8 protein-coding genes are annotated in these 12,122 nt (G+C 71.8%); 4 read left to right on the top strand and 4 right to left on the bottom strand.

The window, feature by feature from the left end; all coding sequences use genetic code 11:
• Nucleotide 1: 1 nt before the first annotated feature.
• Together Q0581_RS14685 and Q0581_RS14680 are read right to left on the bottom strand one after the other, a co-directional pair.
• Nucleotides 2-511: a pyridoxamine 5'-phosphate oxidase family protein gene (locus Q0581_RS14685; RefSeq protein WP_298701202.1), complete on the bottom strand. Its 510-nt coding sequence runs from the start codon at nt 509-511 to the stop codon at nt 2-4.
• Between the two features lie 60 nt (nt 512-571).
• Nucleotides 572-781, bottom strand: a complete 210-nt coding sequence (locus Q0581_RS14680) for a hypothetical protein (RefSeq protein WP_298701201.1) — start codon at nt 779-781, stop codon at nt 572-574.
• Between the two features lie 222 nt (nt 782-1,003).
• On the opposite strand from Q0581_RS14680, the gene Q0581_RS14675 reads away from it, so the two are divergent.
• From Q0581_RS14675 to Q0581_RS14665, 3 genes are all read left to right on the top strand, one after another.
• Nucleotides 1,004-3,736 carry a hypothetical protein gene (locus Q0581_RS14675; RefSeq protein ID WP_298701200.1) on the top strand — a complete coding sequence of 911 codons (2,733 nt, stop codon included), beginning with the start codon at nt 1,004-1,006 and terminating at the stop codon, nt 3,734-3,736.
• A 113-nt stretch (nt 3,737-3,849) separates the two neighbouring features.
• Nucleotides 3,850-4,773, top strand: coding sequence for a sulfite exporter TauE/SafE family protein (locus tag Q0581_RS14670; RefSeq protein ID WP_298701199.1), 924 nt, complete (start codon nt 3,850-3,852; stop codon nt 4,771-4,773).
• Entirely contained in the window at nt 4,773-5,600 is an 828-nt protein-coding gene (locus Q0581_RS14665; RefSeq protein WP_298701198.1) for a TIGR02186 family protein, read from the top strand. The genes Q0581_RS14670 and Q0581_RS14665 overlap by 1 nt, the downstream gene beginning before the upstream one ends.
• On the opposite strand, the gene pdeM is transcribed toward Q0581_RS14665, so the two are convergent.
• Complete coding sequence (pdeM, locus tag Q0581_RS14660) at nt 5,587-6,339, bottom strand: ligase-associated DNA damage response endonuclease PdeM (protein ID WP_298701197.1); 753 nt, start codon at nt 6,337-6,339, stop codon at nt 5,587-5,589. The genes Q0581_RS14665 and pdeM overlap by 14 nt on opposite strands.
• Nucleotides 6,340-6,538: 199 nt before the next feature.
• Nucleotides 6,539-9,181 (bottom strand): ligase-associated DNA damage response DEXH box helicase, encoded by a 2,643-nt coding sequence (locus tag Q0581_RS14655; RefSeq protein ID WP_298701196.1) that lies wholly within the window; start codon nt 9,179-9,181, stop codon nt 6,539-6,541.
• 157 nt (nt 9,182-9,338) lie between these two features.
• Here Q0581_RS14655 and Q0581_RS14650 point away from each other — a divergent pair, with 157 nt between their 5' ends.
• Nucleotides 9,339-12,122: an ATP-dependent DNA helicase gene (locus Q0581_RS14650; protein ID WP_298701204.1), complete on the top strand. Its 2,784-nt coding sequence runs from the start codon at nt 9,339-9,341 to the stop codon at nt 12,120-12,122.

The following is a 12,122-nucleotide window of genomic DNA, read 5'->3' as shown; positions in this document are numbered from 1 at the left end:
CCTACTGCAGATTCACGTCCGCCACCCCGCCCGCATCGGGCAGGGTCTTGGTGAGGTTGGCCTTGGCCACCTCATAGGCGAATTTGAAGAAGCCGCCCTCGTTCACCCACACCCGGCCGTCGTCGGCGTCGAAGCGCAGAATGGTCAGGTGCGGATCGTCCTTGCCCTGCGGGTACCAGGCGGCCAGCACCGGGTTCCAGTAGCGGTCGATGATGGCCCGGTCGGCGCCGTGCACCGACAGGTCGCCATGGATGCAGGCCCAGACGTTCTGGTCCTTGGAGCCATAGTGGAACATGGCGCCCTGGCCCGATCCGACCGCCGCATCGCGCGCCAGGTCGGTGTCGTCGCGGCTGAAGAACCAGATCGTGCCGGTCTCCTCCTCGCGGAAGGCGGTCATGGGCTGGGCGTGATAGCCGGGCTGGTCCAGGCCCAAGAGGCCGGTGTTGGACTTTTTCAGACTGTCCCAGAAAGCCTGTTCGGCCTCGGCGGCGGTCAGGGTCTTGTCGCCCATGGCGGGATCTCCTCGTGCGGTTGCGAGACGATCAAACCGTTGGCGCCGGAGCCGGTTCCGTCACACCCAGTCGGGGCGCGGCGCCCCGCCCAGGGTCGCCAGGTGGATGACCAGCAGCATCACCAGCGCCGCCGCCAGAACCATGACGAACCGCCAGGGCACCATGCGCGGCCCCTTCAGCAGGTTTGGCGGCTGGGCCCCGCGCCAGCCGGCGAAGACGGCGACGGCGATGGAGGCGGCCAGCAGGATCAGCGTGGTCTTCAGGTCCATGGCTGCTCAGGTGGCCCCTGGGCGGCGCGGACGCAAGCGGCGAAATCCTTGCCGGGTGGTTAATCTTCATGCCCCGTTAACCCTGTTCGGGCGAAGGCTGGGGCTGGGCGAGCGGCGATTTCCACAGGTGCTTGGCCGCCCCCAACATCTTGGGGTTAACGGTGCGTTTACACCCCTGATCTGGGCGATTAGCGTGCCATCTGTAGGTCGGGAGGCGAATCAGTGAGCGCAGCCGCGCCGTGGAGCGTGAAGGGGATCGATCCCAAGGCGCGCGAGATCGCCAAGGATCTCGCCCGGCGCTCGGGCATGACCCTGGGCGAATGGCTGAATTCCATGATCATCGAGGACGGCGGCGACGACGGCTATACGCCCCTGCCGCGCCGGTCCCACGCCGCCGACAGCTATGAACGTCGCAACCGCATCCGCCGCGTGGACGACGCCTATGACGCCGAGGACGAGACCCTGCACCGTGTCGCCGCCTCGGTCGATGCCCTGGCCGCGCGGCTGGAGGCGTCCGAGCGCCGGTCGCAGCTGGCCATCCAGGGCGTGGATCAGGCCGTTGCCGGCCTGGTGCGCCGCCTGGATGAACAGCAGACGGGCGACCGCGCCTGGGGCCGCCGCATCGACGACATCTCGGACGAGCTGAAGGAAGGCCACCGCCGCCTGCGCCGCTTCGAGACCGAGGTCGGGCCCCAGACGGCCGAGACCTTCGGCAAGGTCGAAACCACCCTGGGCGCCCTGGCGGGGCGTCTCTACGACATGGAGGAGCGTCAGCGGTCCTCGGTCAACGAACTGCGCCAGCGGATGGACGCGGTCGAAAAGACCCAGCCCGCCCAGGATCTGATGGGCCAGGTCGGCGCCCGTCTGGACGCGGCCCAGGCCCGCACCAGCGAGGCCCTGCGCGGACTGGAGCGCTCGTTCGCCGATCTGGATCGCCGCCTGGTCGCCGCCGAGGGTCGGGTCGAACCCGCCGGCGCCCGCGAGGCCGCCCGCTTCGAGAAGCTGGCTGAAACCCTGTCGCGCCAGGTCGACGCCAACCGCGTCGAGATGATGCGCCGCCTGGACACGGCCGAGGCCGACAACCGCATGGCGCGGCTGGAGCAGACGGTGGCGTCCGTCGGCGAACAGGCGCGGGCCGCCGAACAGCGCGCCGCCGGTTCGATCGAGGCCATGGGCCGCGAAGTCCTGCGCATCGCCCAGAACCTGAATGGCCGCATGCAGCGGGCCGAGACGTCGAACCAGGCCCTGACCGCGCGGTTCGAGGGCGAGCTAGGCCGCCACGCCCAGGCGGTCGAGCGCCGCCTGACCGCCTCGGACGACCGGCATGCCCTGGCGCTGGAGAAGCTGGGCGGCGAGATCACCCGCATCTCGGATCGCCTGTCGGAGCGGATCGCCCAGTCGGAGCGCAAGTCGGCCCAGGCCATCGAGGAGATCGGCCGCCGTCTGGCCGACAGCTCGGACCGGATCGAGCAGCGCTATGACCGCGCCTCGGGCGAACTGACCGAGCGGATGCGTTTGTCGGAAGAACGCACGGCCAAGCTGCTGGCCGAGGCGCGCGAGAACATCGACCGCCGGGGCGATGCGCCCCGCCGCGACGATCCGATCGCCGAGCCCGCCGCCGTGGTCGAGGCCGCGCCCGAACCGGCGCCGGAATCGCCCCTGGTCACGCCCGACTGGCGCGCCGCCGCCTTCAACGATCCCGCCTTCGACGCTCCGGCCTGGCCCGAGGCGCCCGAGGTTCAGGCCTTCGTCGCGCCGGAACCGGCCTTCGACCCTGCGCCCGTTACGGAACCCTCGGCCAGCGACGAACCGACGCCGTTCGGCGCCCCCCAGCCCTTCGCCGCCTTCGGCGGGGCCGATGTGCAGGATGTGCTGGAAGCCACCGCCGCGGCCATGCAGGCGCCGGTCGCGGCCGCCGCCCCGGCGCCGGCCCAGACGTCGGCCCGCATTCACGACGCCGGTCTGGACCTTGGAGGCCCCGACGAGTTCGCGGCCGAGACCGACTTCGTCGATCCCCGGACCCTGCGCGCCTCCATGGGCGCCGCCGCCGCCGCCGGACGCGCCGCATCGCGCCCCTCGGGCGGTCGTGACGCCATCGACGCCGCGCGGGCCGCCCTGACGACCCCGGCCGAGGAGGCCCCGGCGCGCGCGTCCTTCGGCCTGAACCGCAAGAAGGGCGGCAAGTCCAAGCTGCAGGAACGGTTGGACAAACAGGCCGCGCGCGACGGCTCGACCGTGCGCAAGGCGCTGTTGGCCTCGGTCACGGCCGTGGCCCTGACCGGCGGTCTTTACGGCTACACCCGCCTGACGGACGGAACCCTGGCCCTGCCGGGTCTGGGCGGCGCCGCGCCGACCGAGGTCGCGCCCACGGCCCTCAGCCTGACGCCGACCGCGCCGGCCGATCCGGCGGTGCTGGAACAGGCCCAGGTCCTGTATGGCCAGGCGCTGGAACAACTGGACGCCGGCGACGCGGCCGGTCTGGAAACCCTGAAGCGCGCGGCCCAACTGGGCGACGCCTCGGCCCAGCTGCACCTGGTCAAACTGTATCAGGACGGCGAGGCGGGCGCGCCCCAGGACCTGAGCCAGGCTCGCGCCTGGGCGCGGCGCGCGGCCGAGGGCGGCGACGCGCGCGGCCAGCACGCCTACGCCATGTATCTGTACGACGGCCAGGGCGGCGGCCGCGACCGGCCCGAGGCGCTGCGCCTGCTGGCGGCGGCGGCCGAACAGGGGCTGGTCGACAGCCAGTACAATGTCGCGCGCCTTTACGAGATGGGCGACGAGGGCATCGCCGCCGACACGGGCCAGGCCCTGAAATGGTACATGATCGCGGCGCGCGGCGGCGACGCCGAGGCGCCGGCCGCCGTGGCCCGCCTCAGCGAACGCGCCTCGCCCGCCCAGGTCCAGGCCGCCCGCCGCGCCGCCGACACCTTCCAGGTCGAGCCTCTGGCCGGTTGACCGGACGCCCGTCTGGGGCGTGTCGGCTGGCCTCGCCGGTCCGCGCTCGCTAAAGCCTTCCCGTCGCCTGTCGGCGCCTGTCCTTTTTGTCCGTCCAGCCGAAGGCGCGTCCTTTGGATATGTATCTGCCGATCGCCGAGGTTTCGGTGAACTGGCCGCTCCTGATCCTGCTGGGGGCGGCGGTCGGATTCGTGTCCGGTCTGTTCGGCATCGGCGGCGGCTTCCTGATGGCGCCGGTGCTGATCTTCATGGGCATTCCGCCCTCGGTGGCGGTGGCCAGCCAGGCCAGCCACGTCGTCGCCTCCTCCACCTCGGGCGTCATCCGCTATTCCAGCCAGGGGGCGGTGGATTTCCGCATGGGCGGCGTCATGGCCCTGGGCGGGGTTGCGGGCGCGCTTCTGGGGGTCGAACTGTTCCGCTACCTGCGCCTGCTGGGCCAGGCCGATCTGGTGGTGGCCCTGTCCTATCTGGCCTTCCTGGGCGTCATCGGCGCCCTGATGCTGCATGAAAGCCTGACCGAGATTCTGCGTCGGCGGCGCGGCGAACCGGCCCGGCGCAAGGACCGGCGCCGGCCGATGTGGCTGTACGGCCTGCCGTGGAAGGTGCGGTTCCCCAAGTCGGGCCTCTATATCTCGGCCATACCGCCGCTGGGCCTGGGGGTCTTCGCCGGGGTCCTGTCGGCCATCATGGGCGTCGGCGGCGGCTTCATCCTGGTGCCGGTGATGCTCTACGTGCTGCGGATGAAGGCGGGCGTGGTGGTGGGCACCAGCCTGTTCCAGATCATCATCACCACCGGCGTCACCACCATCCTGCAGGCGGGGCGCAACCAGACGGTGGATGTGGTGCTGTCGACCCTGCTGCTGCTGGGCGGCGTGGTGGGGGCGCAATGGGGCGCCCGCATGTCGGGCCGGTTCCGGGCCGAGGAAATGCGCGCCGCCCTGGGCTTCATCGTTCTGGGCGTCGGCCTGTACATGGGGCTGGAGCTGTTCGTGCGGCCCAGCGACCTGTTCCAGCTGGCGCCGGGGGTGGGGAACTGATGGTCCCGACCCTGCCGCCCCCACCGCCTGCCATCGCGGCGCCTGCGCCCCCCACGCCGGCGGCGCCGGAACGATCGGCCGACACCTCGGGCGACCTGCGCGTCGCCGCCGCCCTGACCGAGGCCCAGGTCGAGGTCGATTCCCGCTTTAGCGGCGCCTCCATCGTGCTTTACGGCGCCGTGTTCAATCCGGGCGACCAGCCGGCCGATGTGGTGGTGGTGGTGCGCGGTCCCGACGCGCCGGTGCGTTTGGTCAAGAAGACCCGCAACATGGGCGTCTGGCTGAACAGCCGGCCGGTGCTGTTCGAGGGGGCGCCCGGCTTCTACATGACCGCCTCGACCCGGCCCCTGTCGGACATCGCCGACTTCGGCCAGCTGCGCCGCCTGGGCGTGGGGGTGAACCACCTGCGCATCAATGCGCCCGAAGAGAGCCGCACCGTCACCCGCTATGGCGTGCGCGACGTCGTGGTCAGTCGTCTGGGCGAAGACTATCTGGACTGGCGCCGAGCGGTCATCCGCCTGAAGGAGGCGGCCCAGCTGTACGCCACCGACCCGGACGGGGTGGACTTCGTGGACCGGGGCCTGTTCCGCGCCGAGGTCACCCTGCCGGCCACGGCGCCGACCGGGCGCTATTACACCGAAGTCTGGCTGTTCCAGAACGGCGAGCCGGTGTCGGTGTCGAACCTGACCCTGACGGTGCAGAAGGTGGGGCTGGAGCGCGACATCTATGAGTTCGCCCACCGCCGTCCGTGGAGCTATGGCGTCCTGTGCGTGCTGCTGGCGGCCCTGATGGGCTATGGCGCCAGCCGGCTGTTCAGGCGCGGCTAGAAGCCTTGTCCCAGGGGATGGCGTGGACCTTGTCCCTGCCCAGGGCGGCGAACAGGGGCGGGGTCTCGAACAGCCCGGCGATGGCCGGATCACGCACGTTCAGCCCCCCGGTGAAGGCGCCGAAGGCCGGCAGGATCAGGCGACGCCCGTCGGTGACGAAACACGGTCGCCGCACCCCGCGGCCATGGGCGGCGACGCGGACGGCCGGGTGCAGATGGCCCGCGACTTCCCCGGGTTGCGGCGCGTGCCCCGGCTCATGGGTCAGATGCAGGGCGCCCAGGTTCAGATGGCCCAGCACCTGGCCCGGCAGGCGCGTCTGAGCATCGACATCGGCCTGTTCCAACGCGCGGCGATCATGGTTGCCCTCGACCCACAGCCAGTCGCGACCCTGGGCCAGCATTTCCAGTCGGGCGCGGTCGTCGGCCGTCATCCGGCCGATGGCGCGGCTGTCGTGGAAACTGTCGCCCAGCAGAACGACCGTGCGCGGGTTCAGAGCCGCGATCTCGGCCGCCAGCCGGTCCAGGGTGGCGCGGCTGTCATAGGGTGGCAGCATCTGGCCGCGCACGGCGAAGGCCGACCCCTTCTCCAGATGCAGGTCGCCTGCCACCAGGGCGCCATGTTCCGGCAACCACAGGGCCCCCGAACACCGCAGCACGCAGCTCTCGCCCCTGACGCTGACGCGCAGGGCGCCGCACGGACGGCGCATCGGCGACAGGGCCTCGCGCAGGGCCGGGCTCATCGTCCTTCTCCCATTGGGAGAAGGTGGCCGCGAAGCGGTCGGATGAGGGTCGGATGCATCCGTCGGCGTGAGCCGTTGCACGAAGGCGGCAAGATAGAAGGGGGGGCAAGGCAGCCGGCCCTCACCCTTTCGCCTGACCGATCGCTGCGCTCCCGGAGGCTCAAGCCCTCTCCCAGCGGGAGAGGGATGCAGGAGGCGGTCATGATGTTTCGTCCATCACCTCGGCGACCAGGGCTTCCTCCGAGAATTCCATGGCGGCCTCCTCCAGGATCATGTCCGCCGCGTCGCCGCCGCCCACCCGTTCGCGCCCGATCTGAACCAGCACCGGCACCGAAAAGGGCGAGGGCCGGTCCAGCGCCCGATGCACGATCCGCCCCTGGATGCGGGTCAGAAGCTGGCCCAGCCGCGCCACGTCCAGCAGCCCCGCCGCCGCATCGGCCCGCGCGCACCGCAGCAGCAGATGATCCGGCTGGTGCCGCCGCAGAACGTCATAGATCAGGTCGGTGGAGAAGGTGACCTGGCGCCCGGTCTTCTCGGTCCCCGGCTGGCGCTTCTCGATCAGGCCGGAAATCAGGGCGCAGTTGCGGAAGGACCGCTTCATCATGAAGCTTTCGGCCAGCCACGCCTCCAGGTCGTCGCCCAGCAGGTCGGGCTCGAACAGGGCGGCCATGTCCAGATCGTCCATCGGCCGGATCGACCACACCGCCACCGCATAGTCGGTGGCCACATAGCCCAGCGGCCCCACGCCCCATCGGTCCAGGCGCCGCGTCATCAGCATGGCCAGCGAGCCGTGCGCCAGCGCCCCCTCGAACGGATAGGCGACCAGATAATGCCGGTTCGAGCGCTGGAAGGTCTCGACCAGCATTTCGCCCGCCGCCGGGATGACCGACCGCGCCTCCTGCAACGTCAGCCATTCCTGCACGTCCAGCGGCAGGACGCGCCAGTGGTCGCGGTCCTGGATCATGGCCCGCACCCGGTCGGCCAGAGACGTCGACAGGGGAAATTTCGACCCGCCCCAGGACGGGATGCGCGGCTCCTGGTCCGGGGCGGCGGTGACCAGGGCGTCGGTCCCGACAATGGCCTGAAACGCCCAGACCTGGCCGGCGAAGGCGAAGGTGTCGCCCGGCGCCATCTGTTCGAAATAGTGTTCTTCCGCCTCGCCGATCTTGCGTCCACCGATCAGGTGTCGCGCCGATCCGCCCCGGCGCGAGGCGATGCGGACATTCAGGGTCGCCGCCGCCGTGATCGTGCCGACATTCATGCGGTGGCGCTGGGCGATCTGGGCGTTGCGCGCCCGCCAGCGGTCGTCCGGGCCCTTCACGATCCGGGCGAACCGGTCATAGGCCCGAAGGGCGTAGCCGCCGGTGGCGACCAGATCGACCACCTCCTCGAACGCCTCCCAGCTCAGGCCGCGATAGGGGCCGCAGCGGGTGATCTCGGCATACAGGTCCTCCAGCCGGAACGGTTCGGAACAGGCGGCGCCCATGATGTGCTGGGCCAGCGTATCCAGCGTGCCGACATGGTGCGGCTCCCAGTCGAAACTGTTTTCGGCCACCGCTTCGCGCGCGGCCTGGCATTCCAGCATCTCGAACCGGCTGGCGGGGACCATCAGGGCTCTGGAGGGTTCGTCCAGCCGGTGATTGGCCCGGCCGATGCGCTGGACCAGGCGGCTGGCGCCCTTGGGCGCGGCCTGCTGGATCACCAGATCGACGTCGCCCCAGTCGATGCCAAGGTCCAGGGTCGAGGTGCAAACCACGGCCCGCAGATCGCCCCGCGCCATGGCCGCCTCGACCTTGCGTCTCTGTTCGGCGGCCAGGGAGCCGTGGTGCAGGGCGATGGGCAGGGCGTCGTCATTGATGGCCCACAGCTGTCGGAACACGAACTCGGCCTGCCAGCGGGTGTTGACGAACACCAGAGCCAGCCGCGCCCGGCGGATGGCCTGATAGACCTCGGGGATGGCGTGCTGGCCGGTGTGGCCCGCCCAGGGCGTGCGCCCCTCGGAGATCAGCATCTCCACCACCGGCGGCGCGCCGGGGTCGCCGCGGACGATTATGACATCGGAGCCCCCCCCCTCGAGGGGGGAGGGTTGGGAGGGGGTGTCGGCAGACCTGTTCCCGGGAGGCGGGGAGACTCCGGCGTCATCTGCGCCAGGCTCGGACACAGCCTGCCCACACCCCATCCCCCGACCCCTTCCCCCTCGAGGGGAAGGGGAGAGCCAGTCGGCGATCATCTGCGGATCGTCGACTGTGGCCGACAGGGCCACCCGCCGCATCTGGGGCGCAAAGGCCTGCAGCCGCCCCAGGCCCAGGTTCAGCAGGTCGCCGCGCTTGCCGCTCCAGATGGCGTGGATTTCGTCCAGCACCACGCATTTCAGATCGGCGAAGTACGCCCGCGCCCCCTCCCAGGCGCAGAACAGGGCCAGCTGTTCGGGCGTGGTCAGCAGGACGTCGGGCGGAAAGTCGCGCTGGCGCTGGCGCTTGGAGGGTTTGGTGTCGCCGGTGCGGCTCTCGACGTGGATGTTCAGCCCGATCTCGCGAATCGGCGTCATCAGATTACGCTCGACGTCGGTGGTCAGGGCCTTCAGCGGCGACAGATAAAGGGTGTGCACCCCGCTGCCCGGCCCGGTTTCGGGCTTCGGCCCGCGCTCGGCCAAGTCGATCAGGCTGGGCAGGAAGCCCGCCAGCGTCTTGCCCCCCCCGGTCGGCGCGACCAGCAGGGCGTGAACGCCGTCATCGGCCGCCTGGATCATCTCCAGCTGATGCCGCCTGGGCGACCAGCCGCGCCGCGCGAACCAGTCGGCGAACAGGGGCGGAAGCGTTGCGGGGGCGACGGGGGACGACACCCGGACGATATAGCATGTTCCCGTTCCGTTTCACCCCGGCGCGCGCTATCGTCCGCCGGTGATTTCCGACCCTGCCCTTTCAACCCCCGCCGTTGTCGGCGCCCAGCCCTGGCTGGACCTGCCGCCGGCCCTGGCCACGCCGCCGGGGGCCGGGGCCATGTGCGACGATCAGGGGGCGCGCAAGATCGGGCGGGGGGCGGCCGAGGGGCTGTTGACCGGGGGGCCGGTTCTTGTGGCCCATGCGGCGCTGACGGCGCGGCGGCTGGGGCTGGCGGCGCCGCCGCGCAGCCGTGACCTGATGGATGTGCTGGAGCTGTTCGCCTTCGTGCGGCCGGCGCGGTTCTGTGCGCCCTCGCCCACCGGCCTGGCCCTGGCCCTGGGTCTGGCCGAGCCGAGGGGGGCGGAGGCGCAGGCCGAGGCCTTGCGGGAGAGCGCGGCCCTGCTGCTGAAGGCGATGACCGACCCGGCCTGGCCCGGGCGCGAGGCGGCGGTGACCCTGGCCGAGACCATGGATCGGGCGGGCTGGGCCTGGGGGCCGCGCGTGCTGGACGCCCTGCGCGCCCAGCCGGTGCGCGATCGCCAGCATCGCGGGTCGGGCCTGGACGTCTGGTCGCGCCTGCCGGAATGGGAGGACGAGGCCCCGCGCGGAGAGGCCGGCTCGGCCCCGGTCGATTCCGAATCCGCCCGCATCCGGCTGGAGAAACTGCTTCAGGCCGCCGGCCTGGACGAGGCGCGGCCGGCCCAGTCGGACTATGCGGCCGAGGCGGCCTATGCCTTTTCACCGCGCGACGAGGCGGGGCGGCCGCGCATGCTGCTGGCCGAGGCGGGCACCGGCACGGGCAAGACCCTGGGCTATCTGGCGCCCGCCAGCCTGTGGGCCGAACGCAACGCGGGGGCCGCCTGGGTCTCGACCTACACCCGCGCCCTGCAACGCCAGATCGACCGCGAGAGCGCCAGCCTGTGGCCCGACCCGGCCGAGCGCAAACGCAAGGCCGTGGTGCGCAAGGGGCGCGAGAACTATCTGTGCCTGCTGAACCTGCAGGAGATGGTCCAGGCGGCCCAGCTGGGGACCGGCGACCTGATCGGCGCGGCCCTGGCGGCGCGCTGGGCCCTGCACAGCCGCGACGGCGACATGACCGGCGGCGACTGGCCCGGCTGGCTGCCCGGCCTGTTCGCCGTGGCCCCGGCCCATCAGGCGGGGGCGGCCAATCTGGTGGACCGGCGCGGCGAATGCGTCCACGCCGCCTGCCCCCACTACCGCACCTGTTTCGTCGAAAAGACCATCCGCGCCAGCCGCCGGGCCGACCTGGTCATCGCCAACCACGCCCTGGTCATGACCCAGGCCGCCTTCGACGGCGCCCGCACGGCGCGCGGTCAGAAGCAGGACGGCGAGACGGCGGCCCTGAAACGCATCGTCTTCGACGAGGGCCACCATCTGTTCGACGCGGCGGACAGCGCCTTTTCCGCCGCCCTGTCGGGCCAGGAGGCGGCCGAACTGCGCCGCTGGATCCGGGGGCCGGAGGGGCGCGGGCGACGCGGGCGCGGGCTGGAGCAGCGGCTGGGCGACCTGTGCGCCGACTCGGAGGCTGCGACCAAGGCCCTGAGCGACTCCATCCGCGCGGCGGCCGAGCTGCCGGGCGACGGCGTCTCGGCCCGCATCGGCGCCGCGACCGGAGAGGTCAATCCCATCGGCCCGGTCGAACGCTTCCTGGCCGCCGCCCTGGACCAGCTTAGGGCGCGCACGTCCGAGGCGCCGGGCGGGGCCGAGTTCGGCCTGGAATGCGCCCTGCGGCCGGTCACCGATCCGGTGCTGGAGACGGCGCGCGAGGCGGGCCGCGCCCTGGCCAATGTCGAGGCGCCGCTGCTGGCCTTGTCGCGGCATCTGGAAGACATATTGGACGACGAGGCCGATGTGCTGGAGCCGTCGTCACGGGCGCGGATCGAGGGCGCCCTGCGTGGGCTGGACCGGCGCGCGCGCATGACCCTGCCGGCCTGGCGCGCCATGCTGGCGGCGCTGGAGGAGACCGGCGACGAACCGGACCCCGACTTCGTCGACTGGCTGTCGGCCGAGACCGCCTTCGGCCGCATCCACGACGTGGCCCTGCGCCGTCACTGGATCGATCCGACCGTGCCGCTGGAGGCTGCCGTGATCGCGCCGTCGCACGGGGTGCTGGTCACCTCGGCCACCCTGTCCGATGCGGGCGGCGTCGAGGGCGGCGACCCGTTCGACCTGGCCCGGATGCGCACCGGCGCGGCGCGGCTGATCGAGCCGGCGCGGACCCTGAGGCTGGACAGTCCCTTCGACTATGCGGCGAACAGCCGGGTCATCGTCGTCACCGACGTGGCCAAGGACGATCCGCGCCAGACGGCGGCGGCCATGCGCGAACTGTTCCTGGCGTCCGGCGGCGGGGCGCTGGGCCTGTTCACCGCCATCCGGCGGCTGCGCGCCGTCTATGAGCGGCTGGGGCCGGAGCTGGCCAAGGCGGGCCTGCCTCTCTACGCCCAGCACGTCGATCCGCTGGAGATCGGCGGCCTGGTCGACATGTTCCGGGTCGAACAGGACAGTTGCCTCTTGGGCACCGATGCGGTGCGCGACGGGGTGGATGTGCCGGGGCGGTCCCTGCGCCTGCTGGTGTTCGACCGGGCGCCCTGGCCGCGGCCGGACCTGCTGCACAAGGCGCGGCGAGAGCGGCTGGGGGGTCTGTTCGACCGAGGCCGCGGCTACGACGACGCCCTGGCGCGCGGCCGCATCGCCCAGGCGTTCGGCCGCCTGATCCGCCGCGCCGACGACCGGGGGGTGTTCGTCATGCTGGACGCCGCCAGCCCGACGCGCCTGTTCGCCGGCCTGCCGCCGGGGGCCGAGGTGATGCGGATGGGCCTGGCCGAGGCGGTCGCGCTGACGCGCGGCTTTCTGGAAGAGGAAGCAGGCAACAGGCGGTAG

Source organism: uncultured Brevundimonas sp. (assembly GCF_937863155.1).
Lineage (GTDB): Bacteria > Pseudomonadota > Alphaproteobacteria > Caulobacterales > Caulobacteraceae > Brevundimonas.
This window is presented reverse-complemented; position numbering and strand designations above follow the sequence as displayed.